Source organism: Enterobacter sp. RIT637, from assembly GCF_019718755.1.
Taxonomy (GTDB): domain Bacteria; phylum Pseudomonadota; class Gammaproteobacteria; order Enterobacterales; family Enterobacteriaceae; genus Enterobacter.
The window spans coordinates 150,559-169,002 of sequence record NZ_JAIHAZ010000005.1 but is presented as its reverse complement, the minus strand read 5'-3'; the positions used below and the strand labels follow the sequence as shown (position 1 = coordinate 169,002).

15 protein-coding genes, 1 other RNA gene and 1 pseudogene are annotated in these 18,444 nt (G+C 54.9%); 4 read left to right on the top strand and 13 right to left on the bottom strand.

Annotated features, from left to right (window positions below; translation table 11 throughout):
- Positions 1 to 44 precede the first annotated feature (44 nt).
- A pseudogene (locus K5E19_RS10725) lies at positions 45 to 1,199 on the top strand (IS481 family transposase).
- 93 nt (positions 1,200 to 1,292) lie between these two features.
- Here the strand turns inward: K5E19_RS10725 and K5E19_RS10720 are convergent.
- Positions 1,293 to 2,594 (bottom strand): serine dehydratase subunit alpha family protein, encoded by a 1,302-nt coding sequence (locus tag K5E19_RS10720; protein ID WP_221551172.1) that lies wholly within the window; start codon positions 2,592 to 2,594, stop codon positions 1,293 to 1,295.
- A 20-nt stretch (positions 2,595 to 2,614) separates the two neighbouring features.
- The gene (locus K5E19_RS10715) at positions 2,615 to 3,946 is read right to left on the bottom strand and encodes an amino acid permease (protein ID WP_221551171.1); all 1,332 of its coding nucleotides are present in this window, start codon (positions 3,944 to 3,946) and stop codon (positions 2,615 to 2,617) included.
- 351 nt (positions 3,947 to 4,297) lie between these two features.
- On the opposite strand from K5E19_RS10715, the gene K5E19_RS10710 reads away from it, so the two are divergent.
- The 3 genes from K5E19_RS10710 to K5E19_RS10700 are packed head-to-tail and all read left to right on the top strand — an operon-like array spanning position 4,298 to position 5,574.
- Positions 4,298 to 4,747 carry an STM2901 family protein gene (locus K5E19_RS10710; RefSeq protein WP_221551169.1) on the top strand — a complete coding sequence of 150 codons (450 nt, stop codon included), beginning with the start codon at positions 4,298 to 4,300 and terminating at the stop codon, positions 4,745 to 4,747.
- 2 nt (positions 4,748 to 4,749) lie between these two features.
- On the top strand, positions 4,750 to 5,067 hold the full coding sequence (locus K5E19_RS10705) for a DUF1493 family protein (RefSeq protein ID WP_221551167.1): 318 nt from the start codon (positions 4,750 to 4,752) through the stop codon (positions 5,065 to 5,067).
- 21 nt (positions 5,068 to 5,088) lie between these two features.
- A complete protein-coding gene (locus K5E19_RS10700; RefSeq protein ID WP_221551166.1) occupies positions 5,089 to 5,574 on the top strand; it encodes a type VI secretion system tube protein TssD in 486 nt (161 codons plus the stop codon).
- Positions 5,575 to 5,649: 75 nt separating this feature from the next.
- Here the strand turns inward: K5E19_RS10700 and K5E19_RS10695 are convergent, their stop codons facing one another.
- From K5E19_RS10695 to K5E19_RS10645, 11 genes are all read right to left on the bottom strand, one after another.
- Entirely contained in the window at positions 5,650 to 6,060 is a 411-nt protein-coding gene (locus tag K5E19_RS10695; RefSeq protein WP_221551165.1) for a Spy/CpxP family protein refolding chaperone, read from the bottom strand.
- Between the two features lie 149 nt (positions 6,061 to 6,209).
- On the bottom strand, positions 6,210 to 8,504 hold the full coding sequence (gene pflB, locus K5E19_RS10690; RefSeq protein WP_221551164.1) for a formate C-acetyltransferase: 2,295 nt from the start codon (positions 8,502 to 8,504) through the stop codon (positions 6,210 to 6,212).
- A 15-nt stretch (positions 8,505 to 8,519) separates the two neighbouring features.
- Entirely contained in the window at positions 8,520 to 9,728 is a 1,209-nt protein-coding gene (gene tdcD, locus K5E19_RS10685; RefSeq protein WP_221551238.1) for a propionate kinase, read from the bottom strand.
- A 30-nt stretch (positions 9,729 to 9,758) separates the two neighbouring features.
- Positions 9,759 to 11,090 (bottom strand): threonine/serine transporter TdcC, encoded by a 1,332-nt coding sequence (gene tdcC, locus K5E19_RS10680; RefSeq protein ID WP_182401602.1) that lies wholly within the window; start codon positions 11,088 to 11,090, stop codon positions 9,759 to 9,761.
- 9 nt (positions 11,091 to 11,099) lie between these two features.
- Positions 11,100 to 12,089: a bifunctional threonine ammonia-lyase/L-serine ammonia-lyase TdcB gene (gene tdcB / locus K5E19_RS10675; protein WP_010435913.1), complete on the bottom strand. Its 990-nt coding sequence runs from the start codon at positions 12,087 to 12,089 to the stop codon at positions 11,100 to 11,102.
- Positions 12,090 to 12,189: 100 nt separating this feature from the next.
- On the bottom strand, positions 12,190 to 13,110 hold the full coding sequence (gene tdcA, locus K5E19_RS10670) for a transcriptional regulator TdcA (protein WP_221551163.1): 921 nt from the start codon (positions 13,108 to 13,110) through the stop codon (positions 12,190 to 12,192).
- Between the two features lie 663 nt (positions 13,111 to 13,773).
- Positions 13,774 to 14,150, bottom strand: an RNA gene (gene rnpB, locus K5E19_RS10665) — RNase P RNA component class A.
- A gap of 32 nt (positions 14,151 to 14,182) precedes the next feature.
- Positions 14,183 to 15,328, bottom strand: a complete 1,146-nt coding sequence (gene garK / locus K5E19_RS10660) for a glycerate 2-kinase (protein WP_221551162.1) — start codon at positions 15,326 to 15,328, stop codon at positions 14,183 to 14,185.
- 76 nt (positions 15,329 to 15,404) lie between these two features.
- Positions 15,405 to 16,295, bottom strand: coding sequence for a 2-hydroxy-3-oxopropionate reductase (garR, locus tag K5E19_RS10655; RefSeq protein ID WP_063143548.1), 891 nt, complete (start codon positions 16,293 to 16,295; stop codon positions 15,405 to 15,407).
- Between the two features lie 20 nt (positions 16,296 to 16,315).
- Positions 16,316 to 17,086 carry a 2-dehydro-3-deoxyglucarate aldolase gene (gene garL / locus K5E19_RS10650; protein WP_100166498.1) on the bottom strand — a complete coding sequence of 257 codons (771 nt, stop codon included), beginning with the start codon at positions 17,084 to 17,086 and terminating at the stop codon, positions 16,316 to 16,318.
- Positions 17,087 to 17,101: 15 nt separating this feature from the next.
- Positions 17,102 to 18,436: an MFS transporter gene (locus K5E19_RS10645; RefSeq protein ID WP_221551161.1), complete on the bottom strand. Its 1,335-nt coding sequence runs from the start codon at positions 18,434 to 18,436 to the stop codon at positions 17,102 to 17,104.
- Positions 18,437 to 18,444 lie beyond the last annotated feature (8 nt).

The following is an 18,444-nucleotide window of genomic DNA, read 5'->3' as shown; positions in this document are numbered from 1 at the left end:
GGGGACATGGTAGACACTTACAACTAAGGCATAAGAACCCGTTTATGGAGTCGCTTATGCCCTGGGATGCGAGAGATACCATGTCATTACGTACCGAGTTTGTTTTGTTCGCCTCGCAGGACGGGGCGAACATCCGTTCCCTCTGCCGTCGTTTCGGCATTTCACCTGCCACCGGCTACAAGTGGCTCCAGCGCTGGGCTCAGGAAGGTGCCGCCGGTCTTCAGGACCGCCCGCGCATTCCGCACCATTCCCCGAACCGCTCGTCAGACGACATTACGGCCCTGCTGCGTATGGCCCATGACCGCCATGAACGCTGGGGAGCCCGCAAGATAAAGCGCTGGCTCGAAGACCAGGGGCACACCATGCCCGCCTTCAGCACCGTCCATAACCTGATGGCCCGCCATGGCCTGCTGCCGGGCGCGTCACCGGGCACTTCCGGCACGGGCCGCTTCGAACACGACGCGCCGAACCGCCTCTGGCAGATGGATTTTAAGGGCCATTTTCCCTTTGGCGGCGGCCGCTGCCATCCGCTCACCCTGCTGGACGACCACTCCCGTTTTTCCCTGTGCCTGGCGCACTGTACCGATGAACGGCGCGAGACCGTGCAGCAGCAGCTGGTCAGCGTGTTTGAACGCTACGGCCTGCCGGACCGGATGACGATGGACAACGGCTCACCGTGGGGCGACACCACCGGCACCTGGACGGCGCTGTAGCTGTGGCTGATGCGCCTGGGTATCCGGGTGGGGCACTCCCGGCCTTATCATCCGCAGACGCAGGGCAAGCTGGAGCGTTTTCACCGCAGCCTGAAGGCGGAAGTGCTGCAGGGAAAATGGTTCGCAGACAGCGGTGAACTGCAGCGCGCCTTCGACCACTGGCGGACGGTCTATAACCTTGAACGCCCGCACGAGGCGCTGGATATGGCGGTACCGGGCTCGCGGTATCAGCCGTCAGCGCGGCAGTACAGCGGCACCATGACGCCCCCGGAATACGACGAGGGGGTGATGGTCAGGAAAGTGGATATCAGCGGAAAGCTGAGCGTGAAAGGGGTAAGTCTGAAGGCAGGCAATGCGTTCAGGGGAGAGCGGGTCGGGCTGAAGGAGATGCAGGAGGACGGCCGCTACGAGGTGTGGTGGTACAGCACGAAAGTGGGGGTGATCGACCTGAAGAAAAAGTCGATCACCATGGGTAAAGGATGTTAAAAAGTGTTCACCATGTCCCCGAACACCTGTCTACCATGTCCCCGGACTGTACACTCCCACAGGGAGAGGGAACCGATCGAGCCCCTGAACTCGCTACACCTTACTCGCCATAATCTCAATAATCTGCCGGTCCGTTTCCTGCATTGAGCGGCACGCCAGCGCGCACAGGTTTGCGATCGACTGCTCCACATCGTGCGCCACAATCCCCTCGTTGCCCGTTACGGCAGAATCATCCAGTGCCATCATCACCGCTTTCCAGGCGCTACTGACGCTGGTTGAGACCTTCATGGCACAGCTGTTAGACGCTCCATCGCAGATCATCCCGCTGACGTCACCGATCATACTGCCGATCGCCATCGAAATAGTCTGGTAAGAACCGCCCATCAGCCACGCCATTCCCGCAGCTGCACCCATTGCCGCCGTTGTCGCCGCACACAGTGCGGACAGGCGCGGAAGCTGATAATGAATATAGATCGCCGACAGATGCGAAAGCATCAGCGCCCGCGCCAGCCGTTCATCATCGGCCTGAACGTGCTCAGCGACCACGACAACCGGCATGGTGGCCGTGATCCCCTGATTACCGGAGCCTGAATTACTCATCGCTGGCAACGTCGCGCCGCCCATCCTTGCATCCGAGGCTGCGCTGGTACGGATAACAATGTCCGAGCCCAAATCCTGCGCCATCCATCCGCGCGCGCGCTGCTTACTGAGCGTTGCGCCAATGTGCAGCCCCCACCTCCCGCTGAGCCCTTCACGGGAGAGCGCATCGTTCAGTTGCCCTGCTTGCAGGATAAAGCGGATCGCCTCGAACGGCACCTGCTCAACAAATTCCAGGATCTGCGACAGCGTGGTAGTTGAAAGCACCGCCAGCGGATCGTCATTCGTCTGGCACCGTTGATCGTCAAGCGTAAAGCGCGTTTCGCCCTGACAAACCACCTCCACCACGCGGGTATGCCCGCCCGCGATGGTCACCGTAGCCGAGGCATCTCCGGCGTAAACGCAGGCACGCGAATAGAGGATCTCATCGCACGGTGCCTGCAGTTTGACCTGCACCTGCCCCGCCTCCAGCAGGGCCTTGGCGCGTATTAGCGCATCAGCGGTGGCATCTTTCAACACCTCCAGTCCGGCGTTCGCGTTACCGCCAGTCGCGCCCAGCGCCGCTGCAATGGGAAGACCGACCATCCCGGTGCCTGGCACCGTCACGCCTAGCCCGTTTTTCATCAGGTTCGGCGATACCCACGCTTCAATCTGCGTGACCTTCCCCGGCAGATTTTCTGCGGCAATCGCACAGGCCAGCGCCAGAGAAATAGGTTCGGTACACCCAAGCGCAGGCTTCACTTCTTCCTGCACCGCGCGAATAAATTGATTCCATAAAGGATGAGTTTGCTTAGACATCGTTACGACCTTAATTACCCTCAGGAGAATGCGAGGAAAGGAGAAACACAAAGCAGCAACCCGGTGATGACGATAATCACCAGCGATACGCCTTTATATTTATGCAAGGCCGGCACCTTGTAGACCAGCCATGCAGGGATCAGGCAGCCCACCATGCCGAAGATAGGGCTGCAAATGGAGGTGAAGCTCAACACCGGCGCGTTTAAGACAATGGCGCTCCAGGCCAGCAGGATGGCGAACAGCATAATCCCGCGCTGGACGGCGTTTTCACTGATTTTCTCTGCCGGCATTTTGCGGCGCAGGATGTTCATGACGATACCCTGCGTAGCCTCGCGGAAGCCGAGGTAGACGCCGAAGAATGCAGTCATCACGGCAAAAATATTGAGGATCACGCTGACGATTTTGACCCAGCCCGCGCCGTCACCGCTGATAAACTGCGCCGCAATCGCCAGAGCCGAAATGTTCTGCTCGTAGGCTTTAACCGCCTCATCGTGCCCCATCGCCAGGGTGAAAGAGACGGCGTAGAAAAAGACCGTCACAAACAGCACGCCGAAGGCAATATTCATCGCCCGCAGCGCTTTATGGCGCGCAACCTCCACAGATTTTTCACGTGAACGATATGAGATCACCATCGGACTTAAGGTCTGAATAAACAGAATGGAGGTTAAGGTAAAGGGCAGCGTAATGATGGCGTTTTTAATCAGCAGCCCCGCAGGCGGCAGCATGCCCACGTTGGCCAGATGCCAGAGCCCAATCATCGACAGCCCCAGCGCGGCCACCACAAACAGCTTGGTCAGCACCATCAGGCTGGAGACTTTAAACAGCAGCTTTTCACCACGCGACGAAATGGCCACCAGAATGCAGATCAGGCATAAACCGTAAAACGGATTGTCAGATAACAAACCGTCGGTCACGCCGAAGGTATGCAAATACGAGGCGCTGTCGTTGGTAATGGCCGTGGAATAGACAAACATCCAGATCACCAGCATCACGAAATAGAGCGCGCCTAATAAAATGCCCCAGTTCTTACCCAAATAACCGCTAATGACGCTCGGGTAGTCTTTGCATTCCGGTGATTCCGCCAGGGTGTTAATAAACAGACGCTGGAATAAATACATGGCCGGATAACCAATTATTGATGAGAGCAAAAATACCCACAGCCCCATTAACCCGACCTGGACAGGGAGAAAAACAATCCCCGCGCCGATAGCCATCCCGATACTCATGATGACCCAGCCCGTGTCGGTGCTGTCGAATTTAATTGCCGCTTGCCACTCGCTTTCGCTCATTCCCGCCCGCCTTGCCGCAGGGGAATCACTCACAATCACACTGCTGTTTGTTGCCGTATCCATTGGGCACTCGCTTATTTTGTAGGGTAAAAAGTTGTTTTTATAGGTTTCCGATCGCCAGCGATTGCGATTCAGAGGGTTGCAGGTGTGTGTTATTGGTGTGGAAAGATCATATCCGGAGCGTGGGAGAAAAAGGTCACAACTTTTATAAGGATTTATCAAGATCATGAGTAAAACATTCTATAAAATCCTAAAAAGAAGATAAGATTTTCTAAATGTGATGCATCTCAAAAAAATTATATCATCCTGAAACGCGAATATTTCGGAATTTATAAAGATAAACGCCCTACTCTCAGCCCTTTGTTTTTTATAGGATGGCATTTCAGCAAACAACGCAAAGACTATGGTTATACTATGGACACCGTTGAAGAACTCAATGGAACATATTTTTATAAAGGTGTGTGTAACATCTCTGCATCTGAGTTATTTTTTGGGATTTATCTGGATGCCACCGATGAACAATTCGGCGGATTAAAGGATGCAGTAATGATGGCCACTATGATTCTTGGTTTACCTATACTTGAAACCAGAACAAAGCCAGAAACGGCTACAATAGGCACATCTGTGGCATCTAAATACCTGCGAGATCTACTCAATGTACAGTTACCACACCGACTACCTACAATTACACTCGCAAGCTTTAAATACAGAAAACCAATGTATACCAAAAACTTAGGGGCGTTCATTGGCCGATGGATACCTGCACTAGGGATAACCATACTTGCTGCAGATGTTGCAATGATAAGTTACAAAACGCTTTCAAGATATAATACGATTGCTCACCCAAAAGACCGGATTTGGTGAAGATGAACAGTGAAACTGATGTTTTAAAATTCTTCAGGGACAATTTACCAGAGCAAGGAACATTTACCGGCAAGAGAATCCCACTTGAGATAGATGATGTTTTACAAGATTACACCGATCTGGATGATATCGTATATGCCATTGAGAGATTCGAAAAAGAGTATCTTATCGAAGTTAATACTGAAAATTATTTCCCCTGGACTCAAACCTGGTTTTTCAGAAAATGGTTTACTAAAGAACCGGTTAAGCAAATATCAAAGCCCTTGACGGTAAGAATGTTTGCCGAAGCGGTAAAAGCAGGAAAATGGATACACGATTGATTTATAGAAGGATTTTTTATCATGGCCGTACCTGTTCACATATGGTTCTATGACGACGGTGGCTCACTCATTAAAGGTTCATGTGATGTTCAGGATCGTGAAGGGAGTGTTGAAATTAGAGGTTTAACCCATAACCTGAGTATTCCAACCGATCCACTCTCCGGAAGATTAACCGGAACGAGGAAACACGCGCCTTTCCTGTTCGAGAAGGAAATTGATAGCTCATCTCCCTATCTTTATAAGGCGGTAGCGACAGGGCAAAACCTTAAGAAAGTTGAGATTAGATATTACCGAATTAATGACGCTGGTTGGGAGGTTGAATATTTTAGAACTGAGCTGGAAGGTGTGAAAGTTGTCTCTATCTCCCCTATTGTTAACGATACTCGTAGCTGTCCTGGTACTGGCCACCTTGAATCTATTCAATTGCGCTACGAAAAAGCGACCTGGACCTATTGCGACGGGAATATTCAATTCTCTGATGCATGGAATGAACGGGCATCAGCGTGAAAGTCAGGATCATTCCTCACAGAATCCACTTCAAGCGATTCTGTGAGGTTTCATTTTAGATGAATGATTCCTGGATCACTCAGCCAGCGCGTTAGCCATGTCGGTTTTTACCTGCTTACGCTGCTCCGGCGTCAACACCTGGCTGACGTCGAAATAATATTTCACGCGATAGTAACGGGTCTGCTCTTCAATTTTGCTAAAGGCGGTAAGCTGGTTTTTCACCGTGCTTTCGTCCCATTTACCCGCCTGGAACATGTCGATCAGCGCACCGTCCTTCACGCCCGTCAACGGGATCTTGCTGACATTTTGTTCCAGTTGCTGATGCAGATCTTCAATCTTCTTAACCTGCTCATTACTGAGCTTCAGGTGCTGTACCAGCGGATCCTGCGAGGGAGACGGGGCTGCCTCAACGTTCGCGGCCTGTACCGTAAAACTGCACACCGCCAACGACGCTGCAACCAGCGCAATACGGGTCATTTTCATCATCTTACTGTCCTTACATTTTGTTATTGGGAAAAGCAGGAACATTGTTTTTCAAGAGCGGATGAATATGTGTGAGTAATTATATAAACAATTTTGTATGTTTCGCGGGCAAAAAAATGCCCCCTGCGTTGAGGGGGCATGAAAACTCACGTTTAGATAGAGTGGGTAAACGTTCGCGAAATCACATCCTGCTGCTGCTCGCGCGTCAGGGCGTTAAACCGCACCGCATAGCCTGAGACGCGGATCGTCAGGTTCGGGTAATTCTCAGGATGCTCAATGGCATCGAGGAGCATTTCCCGGTTCATGACGTTGACGTTCAGGTGCTGCCCGCCCTCAATAGATGCTTCGTGATGGAAATACCCGTCCAGCAGCCCTACCAGGTTGGTTTTGCGCACCAGCTCGTCCTTACCCAGCGCCTGCGGCACGATGGAGAAGGTGTAGGAGATCCCGTCTTTGGCATAGGTGAACGGCAGTTTGGCCACCGATGTTAGCGAGGCCACCGCCCCTTTTCTGTCGCGGCCGTGCATCGGGTTCGCGCCTGGCGCAAACGGCGTGCCGCCGCGGCGTCCGTCCGGCGTATTCCCGGTCTTCTGACCGTAAACCACGTTGGAGGTGATGGTCAGGATCGACTGGGTTGGCACCGCGTTGCGGTAGGTTGGCAGCGCCTGAATTTTCTTCATAAAGCGCTCCACCAGGTCGCAGGCGATGCTGTCCACGCGGTCGTCGTTGTTGCCGTACTGCGGATAGTCCCCTTCAATCACGAAATCGACCGCCAGACCGTTATGGTCGCGCACCGGCTTCACCGTGGCGTATTTAATGGCCGACAGGGAATCCGCCGCCACCGACAGCCCGGCAATGCCGCAGGCCATGGTGCGATAGACGTCCCTGTCGTGCAGCGCCATCAGCGAGGCTTCGTAACTGTACTTATCATGCATGTAGTGAATGAGATTCAGCGCGCTGATGTACTGCACCGCCAGCCAGTCCATAAAGTGATCGAGGCTCGCCATCACGGTGTCGTAATCCAGCACGTCATCCAGCAGCGGCTCGGTTTTCGGCCCAACCTGGATCTTCAGCTTCTCGTCCACCCCGCCGTTGATCGCGTACAGCAGCGTTTTGGCGAGGTTGGCGCGCGCGCCAAAGAACTGCATCTGCTTGCCGATCACCATCGGGCTGACGCAGCAGGCAATGGCGTAGTCGTCGCTGTTGAAGTCCGCACGCATCAGATCGTCGTTCTCATACTGCAGCGAAGAGGTGACGATCGACACCTGCGCGGCGTATTTCTTGAACGCGATCGGCAGTTGTTCAGACCAGAGGATCGTCAGGTTCGGCTCCGGTGCAGGCCCCATGGTGTGCAGCGTGTGCAGATAGCGGAAGCTGTTTTTGGTCACCAGCGTGCGCCCGTCCAGCCCCATGCCGCCGATCACTTCCGTCGCCCAGATCGGATCGCCGGAGAAGAGCGTGTCGAACTCCGGCGTGCGCAGGAAGCGCACCATGCGGATCTTCATGATGAAGTGGTCGATCAGCTCCTGCGCCTGAACTTCGTTCAGCCGTCCTGCCTGCATATCGCGTTCAATGTAGATATCGAGGAACGAGGCCGTGCGCCCCAGCGACATCGCCCCGCCGTTCTGGGATTTCACCGCGGCCAGGTAGGCAAAATAGACCCACTGCACCGCTTCCTGGGCGTTCATCGCCGGGCGCGAGATATCATAGCCATAGTTCGCCGCCATCTGCTGGATCTGCAGCAGCGCACGCCTGTGCTCCGCCAGCTCTTCACGCAGGCGGATCGTCGCCTCCAGATCTTCACCGCGCTCCAGCCTGCCCTGCAGATCCGTAAACTGGAGTTCCCGCTCGCGCACCAGATAAGCGATCCCGTACAGCGCCACGCGACGATAGTCGCCGATGATGCGTCCGCGCCCGTAGCCGTCCGGCAGACCGGTCAGCACACCGGATTTACGGCAGCGCATCATCTCCGGCGAATAGACGTCAAATACGCCCTGGTTGTGGGTTTTGCGCAGGTCGGTAAACAGGTACTCGAACTGCGGATCCATCTCCCGGCCATAGGCTTCGAACGAGCTGCGGATCATGTTGATCCCGCCGTACGGATGGAGCGCGCGCTTGAGCGGCTTATCGGTTTGCAGACCAACGATCGTCTCCAGATCCTGGTCGATGTAGCCCGGCCCGTGGGCCGTAATGGTGGTGGCAATGTTGGTGTCAAAATCCACCGGGGCGTGGGTGGCATTCTCCTGGCGAATGCCGACCATTACCTTCTGCCACAGCGCCGTCGTTGCTGGCGTCGCCTGCGCGAGGAAAGCTTCATCGCCTTCATAAGGGGTGTAGTTATGCTGAATAAAATCGCGGACGTTGACGGCGTTTTTCCATTCTTCACCGCGAAACCCGGCCCATGCGTCGCTGTAGGGTGCGACGCCCGTATCGATTGTTACTTTCATGTGTTTCTCGCTTTATCAGGCGTAAGCCGCGGCCGGAGTAACCTTCCCAAGACGGAGGGCGTCCAGCGCGATCATTTTTTCTTCGTTGGTAGGGATCACCGCGCAGGCCACGCGGGACGACTCGGTGGAGATCACGCGCTCGCCCGCGCTGCCCGGCAGGGCATTTTTGGCGTCGTCGAGGATGATGCCGAAGACTTTCAGATGCTCCGCCACCAGCGCGCGGACAAGCGTCGAGTTTTCGCCAATGCCACCGGTAAAGACCACTCCATCCAGGCGGTGCAGCGACGCCGCGTGCCCGGCGATATGTCGCGCAATGCGGTGAACAAAGGTGTGTATTGCCAGCTGCGCCCGCTCGTTGCCTTCGTGCCAGGCTTTCTCCAGCGCGCGTAAATCGGAGGAGATGCCGGAGATCCCCAGCAATCCAGATTCTTTGTTAACCACGCGCTCCAGATCCTCAAGCGACTGGCCGGTCTGCTGGGCAATCCACGCCATCGCGCCGAAGTCCACGTCGCCGCAGCGCGTACCCATCACCAGCCCTTCCAGCGGCGTCATCCCCATCGAGGTATCGACGCTTTCGCCGTTGCGCACCGCGCAAATAGACGCCCCGTTGCCAAGATGGGCAATCACCAGGCCGCTGTCATCGGCGGACAGCCCGAGAAGCGTGTGCGCCTGCGCCGCCACGTAGCGGTGAGAGGTGCCGTGGAAGCCGTAGCGGCGCACGCCCAGCGCTTCAAAATAGCGGTACGGCAATCCGTACAGATACGCCTGCGGCGGCAGCGTCTGGTGGAAGCTGGTATCAAATACCGCCACCTGCTGCACGCCCGGGAACAGTCGCTCTGCGGCTTCCACGCCGCTCAGGTTGGCGTAGTTATGCAGCGGCGCCAGCGGGGAGACCTGGCGGATCTGCGCGATCACCACTTCCGTGATAAGGGTCGACTCGCTGAAGAGGTCGCCGCCGTGCGCAATGCGGTGGCCGATTAAGGCCACGCTGCTCATCAGGTTACGCTTCTCCAGCTCCAGGGCGATGGCAGCCAGCGCCCCTTCGTAGTCATGGTGAGCCAGTCTGACCGGCTCACCCCCGTTCACGGAAATAAAGGCCTTATCGGTGTTGATCCCGTCTGCAATGCCCGTCATCAGGGCATCGCAGTTGCTGGCGTCGAGCACCGAAAACTTAACAGAGGACGATCCGCAGTTAATAACCAGTACTACCGGAAACTCAATCATCATGTGACTCCGCTCTTCCTGAGCAATGGGTTAGAACAGTTTGTAAACGATGTTCAGAATGGTCAACAGGCCAACCACGGTAACGAAGATGTTCTCGGTGCGGCCTTTGTATTTCGCCAGCGCCGGTGCCTTGCGGATGGCATACATCGGCAGCAGGCACAGCAGAGAGGCGATGATTGGCGCGCCCATGGCTTCAATAAGGTCCAGAATGTTCGGGTTGGCGTAGGCCACAACCCAGGTGGAACCCATGATGAAGACCATGCTGATGGTGTTCAGTTTGCCAACAGAGACTTTCTTCTTATCGCCCTTGTAGCCGAACTTGAGGATCAGGCCGTTCAGCCCTTCCAGCGTGCCGAGGTAGTGACCAAAGAAGGATTTGAAGATAGCGACCAGCGCAATGATGGACGCGCCGTATTCCAGCACGGTGGCAAAGGTAGATTTAGTGCCTGACAGCGACGCGAAGTGGTTCGCCAGATAAGAGAGCACCGGAATGTTCTGCGCCTTGGCGTCCGCCATGTTCTGCGGAGAGAGCGTAAACAGGCAGCTAAAGGCGAAGAACATCACCACGGCCACCATCAGCAGGCTGGCGCGACCGATGATTTTGGAACATTTCTGCTCGGTGAACTCTTTACCGAACTCAGGCTCGTACTCTTCGCGCTTGGAGACCACGAACGAGGAAACGATAGGCGAGAAGTTGAAGGAGAAGACCATGATAGAGATACCCAGCCACACGGTGACCAGAATGCCGTCATGACCGGTGAACGCGATATCGCTCAGATTGACCTGGTCGATCACCGCCGAGTTCCAGTAAGGGATCAGCGACAGGGAAATCAGCACCAGGCTGGCGATAAACGGGAACACCAGGAAGCTCATCACCTTCACCATCAGGTCTTTACCAAACCAGATAACAAAGGCCATCAGCAGCAGCAGGAACAGTGCCACGAAGCCGCGGTTCAGCGCGGGCAGCTGGAGCTGGTTTTCCCAGAAGGTCATAAAGGTGTTGGTAATGGTGACACCGTAAATCCACAGCAACGGGCAAATCGCAAAGAAGTAGAGGAACGTGATCACCACCCCGCCGGTTTTACCAAAGTGCTCTTCCACCGTTTCGGTGATGTTGCCGGAGACGTTGCTGCCGGACAGACACAGGCGTGCCAGCGCACGGTGGCAGTAAAACGCAATCGGGAACGCGAGAACCAGCATCAGCAGAATGGGGATCAGGCCACCGAAGCCTGCGCGAATGGGGAAGAACAGCACGCCCGCGCCAATGGCGGTACCAAACAGGCCAAGCGTCCAGGTGGTATCAGACTTACGCCAGGAGGACGTTTTTGTCTGGCCAACGATAATGCTTTCTGTGTTGCTCATAGGTCACCTTTATGCGTCAACGAAGCCGGTAATTTGGGAAACACGGGAGAGATCGATATTGCCGCCGGAAATAATGCAGACGGTTTTACGACCCTGAATATAATGGTCAAGTTTGCCGCTTAATAACGCCGCGCAGGCCAGCGCGCCAGCGCCTTCCGTCACCACTTTATTTCGCTGAATAAGCGCGATCATGCTGTTGCGAATATCGTCCTCGCTGACCAGCACAATGTCGTCAACTAATTCACGAACAATTTCGAAGGTTAATTTACCGGGACGAGAAACGTCGCAGCCGTCTGCTAATGTTCCGGTGACGCGATGGTTGACAATTTCGCCGGCCTGATAAGACGCTGCCATACCGTGAACGTTCTCAGACTGCACGCCGATAATATTAATGGTCGGGTTGATGGATTTAATCGCCGTGGCAATCCCGGCAATTAATCCGCCGCCGCCGATAGGCACAATGACGTTATCCACGTCATATAAATCTTCGAGGATTTCCAGGCCGATGGTGCCCTGCCCGGCAATCACTTTTGGGTCATCGTAAGGCGGAATAAAAATGCGCCCTTCCATCTCGACGATTTCGCTGACCTTGGCGATAGTGTCGTTGAAGTTCTCGCCGTGCAGCACCACTTCAGCCGAGTAGTCGCGGGTGGCGGCAACCTTGGATTTCGGCGCGCCCATCGGCATCACCACTTTACCGTCGATACCGAGCATCGCACAGGAGAGCGACACACCCTGCGCGTGGTTCCCCGCCGAGCAGGCGACGACGCCTTTGCGTTTTTCAGCATCGGTGAGCGAGCTTAACTTATTAAACGCGCCGCGGATCTTAAACGAGCCGGTACGCTGCATGTTTTCAAACTTCAGGAATATCTCACCTTTACAACGTTCGCTGAGATAATTCGAGCGCGGCATGCCGGTTTTATATATTTTTCCTGCCAGTCGTTTTCTGGCATCCTGAATATCTTCAATCGTTACCGGGAGATCGTAAGTAATGTGCATAATATCCTCGTTATAATAATTCATTGTTTTCAGGCAAAGTCAGGGTATCAGAGCGTTACAGAGATAAGCTCTGGGTGTTTTTTAAATTGGTACTAATTATTCATCGTCGTCTTTCGATATTCATCGACGAATATTGTTTTGCCAGTTCAACTAATACTGACGCTGATTTTTTAATCCTGTAATTTTTTGACCACACGGCGGCATAACGCGCCACGGGTAATTCATCTTCCACTGGCAAGACAATAAACTGGTCCGAGCCGAACGGTGCAATCATGTCGCGGGGAATCACCGTCAGATAATCGGCATTCAGGACAAGGTTATAAATGGTGACGACGGAATCGGTCTGGACGATGTTTTCAATGCTGATGTGGTTGTCTTGCAGGGTGGTCAGAAGTTCTTTGTAGTAGCCCATATCGGTTTGCGGCATCACCCACTGCTCGTGCGTGAGCGATGCCAGTGTCGTCGGGCCGGTGCACGTTCGTGATTTGCTGGCGACTAGCACAAACTCGGACTCAAACAGCGGCTCAACGTGCAGGTCCTGCAACAGCATTTCATCGCTTAACGTACCGATGGCAAAATCCAGTCGGCCATCACGGATAGCGGGCAGGAACGAAGAGAGCTGTGCTTCGTACATCGAGACGCGCGCTTTTGGGAACACTTCCTTGAACTTTTTGATCATCTCAGACAGGAAGGTGAAGCCTATCAGCGACGGATAGCCAAAGGAGACGTCCATAACGGTGCTAAAACTGAGGCTGTTAATCTCGCTCACCATGTTTTTCATTTCGCGGGTGATCGACTCTGAGTACGAGAGCAGAACCTGGCCTGCGGCGGTCAACTTAACGCCCGTGTTTTTACGAACCATCACTTCAACCCCGAAGTAGGATTCGATATCGCTGATGATTTTGCTGACGGCCGGCTGCGTCAGGCCCAGCTGTCTTGCCGCAGAACCTATGGAGCCACTTTTAATGACTTCCTGAAATACCACGAGGTGCTGTGTTTTCGGTAGAATAATAGTGTTCATAATATTCTGCGCTTATTTCCCTATGACGGAGCGAATTCTACCTAATAGTGTTTCAGGGGGTATGTGCTGTTACTCACAATTTGCCTTTCCGCATCATTATTGGATTCGATAAAACACCATTAAAACACTTAAATATCAATGAGTTGATAATATAAAAACACACCAATACGCTGATATTGATCAACAAATATGGCGGTAATAACTTTATTTTATGGTGATAACCCCGGTGGATTTTTTGTATTTAAAAATATCAATAAAGACTATCTTTCAGGCAATTAACGGCTAATAAACAACCATTTTCAATTTAAAACATTTTTGTGTTTTATCAAAAAGAACAATAATGACGTTGCCCGCGAATACAAAAGGGTGGAATACATCACACATTCACAAGGGGAATGTTTTTGAATTCAATATTCACGCATCAAATATGAAAACTATGAACACCATCAACGCAACATCAGCAACAAATTAACAACACTGCGAAAGCGTTATTTTTTAGCGGTAAATTTTGTGATTATGATCGTATGTGGCAAATGAATGGATGCATTAACCACATAAACAGTGAAATGTGCTTAGTGTCGCAATTTTGATAATTGGTATCATTTGCCCACATTGCCGGATGGTCTGAAAGCAAAAACCCCGCCGAAGCGGGGTTCTTTAAGAAGTTGAAGCTGACCGATAAGCCGGGTTCTGTCGTGGACAGTCATTCATCTAGGCCAGCAATCGCTCACTGGCTCAAGCAGCCTACCCGGGTTCAGTACGGGCCGTACCATGTGAACCCCTATTTGGCCTTGCTCCGGGTGGAGTTTACCGTGCCACGGACTGTTACCAGCCGCGCGGTGCGCTCTTACCGCACCCTTTCACCCTTACCTGATCCCGCTTGCGCGGGCCATCGGCGGTTTGCTCTCTGTTGCACTGGTCGTGGGTTTCCCCCCCAGGCGTTACCTGGCACCCTGCCCTATGGAGCCCGGACTTTCCTCCCCTCCGCCCGTCTCCCCCGAAAGGGACGACGACGAAGCGGCGACTGTCTGGTCAGCTTCGGCGCGCAGTATAGAGGGTTTGCCCGCCGCTGTCACCCTTGGGTGTGCATCCCCACCTGCAAAGTTGCGGCGATATTGCGTGAGGCGCGGTAAATGTTGTCATAGGCGCCGCGAAACGCCTCTTCCAGGGAACCAATGCTGGTCAGCACGCTGAACACGGCGTCAATGCCGTACTGGTGCACGACGCCCACGTCCGGGGTCAGGCTACCGGCAATGCCGATCACCGGCTTATGGTATTTTTTGGCGACGTTCGCCACGCCGACGGGCACTTTGCCGTGAATGCTCTGGCTGTCGATACGCCCTTCCCCCGTAAGCACCCAGGTGCAGTCGTGGATATGCTCTTCAAGGTTGAGCGCCTGGGTGACAATCTCAATTCCGCTCTTAAGCTCCGCACCGAGAAACGCCATCAGCGCCGCGCCCATACCGCCCGCAGCACCGGCTCCCGGTACGTGCTTCACGTCGATACGCAGGGATTTTTTAATCACGTCAGCATAGTGGCTGAGATTGGCGTCCAGCTCGAGGATCATCCCCTCTGTCGCCCCTTTTTGTGGGCCGAAAACGCGCGACGCGCCTTTCTCCCCCACCAGCGGGTTGGTGACGTCGCAGGCGACGCGGATTGCGCAGCCCTTAAGCCGGGCATCCAGCCCTGAGACATCAATACTGTTAAGCGCCATCAGGCTGCCGCCGCCGTAGCCGATCTCCGTGCCGTTGGCATCGCTGAGCTTTGCCCCAAGCGCCTGCATCATCCCCGCGCCGCCGTCGTTGGTCGCGCTGCCGCCGATACCGATAATGATATTGCGCGCGCCTTTATCCAGCGCGCAGAGGATAAGCTCCCCGGTGCCGCGCGTGGTGGTAACCAGCGGGTTTCGCAGTGCCGGAGGGACGAGTGCCAGACCGCTGGCTGCCGCCATTTCGATAAATGCCGTGCTGCCGTCGCCGGACATTCCCCAGCAGGCATTCACCTTTTCACCCAGCGGGCCCGTGACGACGGCATGATGTTCGCTTCCCTGGGTGGCGGCGATCATCGCTTCAACCGTGCCTTCCCCGCCGTCGGCGACGGGAACAGAAACATAAAGTGCGTCGGGGAAGATTTCCCGAAATCCTTTTTCTATCGCCTGAGCTACCTCGGTGGCAGAGAGGCTTTCTTTATAAGAGTCTGGCGCGATTACGATTTTCATAGTTGTAGCCTGTTACAGCACGGATCCGGCCTGGACCGTAGGCCCGGTAAGCAAAGCGCCACCGGGCAGGACGTCATTAGCGAGCAACTTCCACTTTCGCCAGTTTTTCGTAGTAGCAGGCAATCGCGCTGTGGTCGGCGGTGCCCAGACCGTCCGCGCGCAGCGCCTGCATCATCTCCATGACCGCAGCGGTCAGCGGGAGCTGGGCGCCCACGCCGTGAGAGGTATCCAGCGCGTTAGCCAGATCTTTAATGTGCAGGTCAATGCGGAAACCCGGCTTGAAGTTACGATCCATCACCATCGGCGCTTTCGCATCCAGCACGGTGCTGCCCGCCAGGCCGCCGCGGATTGCCTGATACACCAGATCCGGGTTCACGCCCGCCTTGGTGGCCAGCGTCAGCGCTTCTGACATCGCCGCGATGTTCAGCGCCACAATCACCTGGTTCGCCAGCTTGGTAACGTTACCCGCGCCGATTTCACCGGTATGCACCACGGAACCGGCCATGGCTTTCATCAGGTCGTAATATTTGTCGAAGATTGCCTTGTCGCCGCCCACCATCACCGACAGCGTGCCGTCGATGGCTTTTGGCTCGCCGCCGCTGACCGGCGCGTCCAGCATATCCACGCCTTTCACCTTCAGCGCCTCGCTGATTTCACGGCTCGCCAGCGGCGCAATAGAACTCATGTCGATCACCACCAGACCCGGCTTCGCGCCGTCGATGATGCCGTTCTCGCCCAGCGCCACCTCTTTCACGTGCGGCGAGTTTGGCAACATGGTGATGATCACATCGCACTGCTCGGCAATCGCTTTGGCCGTGGTGGCCGCTTCAGCCCCTGCGGAAATCACTTCCGCCACGGCGTCTGAATTACGGTCTAAAACCACCAGTGAGTAACCTGCTTTAATGAGGTTTTTGCTCATTGGTTTACCCATGATACCTAAGCCAATAAAGCCCACTTTCAGCGTCATAATCTTTTCCTCAGTGATGGTTATTTTTTAAAAGCGTCTGCTAATTTCTGCGTGGCGGAGCGGAACACGCCGAGATCGCTGCCAACGGCAACGAAGGTCGCCCCCCACTCCAGATAGCGGCGGGCATCGGCTTCAACCGGGGCCAGAATGCCGCACGGTTTGCCGTGCGCTTTGGCACGCGCGAAAATGTGCTGAATGGCGCGCTGCACGTCAGGATGACCCGCATTGCCCAGATGCCCGAACGCAGCGGCCAGGTCGCTGGGACCGACAAAGATGCCGTCCACGCCGTCGGTTGCGGCGATGGCATCGACGTTATCCACGCCCTGCTGGCTCTCGATCTGCACCAGAATGGTGATGTTCTTGTTAGACTGGGCGAAGTAGTCCGGCACGGTGCCAAACATGTTGGCACGGTGCGATACGGACACGCCGCGAATGCCTTCAGGCGGGTAGCGGGTGGAGGCCACGGCCAACACCGCCTCTTCTTCCGTTTCCACGAACGGGATCAGGAAGTTGTAGAAACCGATATCCAGCAGGCGCTTGATGATGACCGGCTCGTTCGTCGGCACGCGGACCACCGGCGCGCTCTGGCTGCCCTTCAGCGCCATCAGCTGCGGAATAAAGGTGCTGATGTCGTTTGGCGCATGTTCACCGTCCAGCACCAGCCAGTCGAACCCGGCCAGTCCCAGCACTTCGGTGCTGATTGGGCTTGCCAGCGCAGACCAGCAGCCAATCTGGATCTGATGCGCCGCGAGGGCCGCTTTAAACTTGTTCGGGAAGATATCGTTACTCATCGCTTATACCTTTGCTTATTTCTGCAATTCCATACGTTTGATGTCGCCTACCACGAACAGGTAGCAGAACATCGCCATCAACGCGGAACAGCCAACGAATACCAGTGCCGCGTTGAACGAATGCAGCTCACTGACCAGATAGCCAATGACCAGTGGAGTCGCGATGGACGCCACGTTGCCAAAGACGTTAAATACCCCACCGCACAGGCCAACAATCTCTTTTGGCGCGGTGTCGGAAATTACCGGCCAGCCCAGCGCCCCAAAACCTTTGCCGAAGAACGCCAGCGCCATCAGGGCCACCACCAGCGTGGTGTTGTTGGTGTAGTTACACAGGATGATGGACGAGGCCAGCAGCATGCCGAGCACAATCGGCAGCTTGCGCGCCAGGGTAATCGACTTGCCCTGCTTAATCAGATAATCCGAGAACACACCGCCCAACACGCCACCGGCAAAACCGCACAGCGCCGGAATGGAGGCCACCAGGCCCACTTTCAGGATCGACATCCCTTTTTCCTGCACCAGATAAATCGGGAACCAGGTGAGAAAGAACCAGGTGATGGTGTTGATAAAGTATTGACCAAAAAAGACGCCCAGCATCATGCGGTTGGTCAACAGCTGTTTGATGTAATGGAGCTTCGGACCGCCTGCGACCTGCGCACCCGGCTTTTTGTGGTCCATATCCACCACCGCGCCGCCTTCGGAGATGAACTTCAGCTCCTGCTCTGACATGCGCGGATGGTCGGTTGGGTTATGGATGTACTTCACCCATACGCCGGTCAGCACAAAGCCAATCACGCCCATCACGGTAAAGACGTGTTCCCAGCCCCAGGCGAAGGTCAGCCAGCCCAGCAGCGGCGAGAAGATCGCCAGCGAGAAATACTGCGCGGCGTTAAACAACGCAGACGCGGTGCCGCGCTCTTTGGTCGGGAACCAGGCCGCCACGATACGGGCGTTTGCCGGGAATGACGGGGCTTCCGAGAATCCGAGCATAAAGCGCATGATAAACATTGAAATGCCCGCCCAGGCCAGCGGGAAGACGTCCACAAAGCCCTGCAGGAAGGTGAACAGCGACCAGAAGAACAGGCTGTAGGTATAGACCTTTTTAGAGCCGAACTTATCCAGCAGCCAGCCGCCGGGGATCTGCATCAACAGGTAGGCCCAGCCGAACGCAGAGAAGATATACCCCATTGAGACGGCGCTGAGCTGAAGCTCTTTTGCCACTTCCGTACCGGCAATCGACAGCGTCGCACGGTCAGCGTAGTTAATGGCCGTGACGATAAAAATAATCAGCAATATTAAATAACGAGTGGGCACACCCTTTTTCGATTCTACAACGGTATCCAGAATCATATTTATTT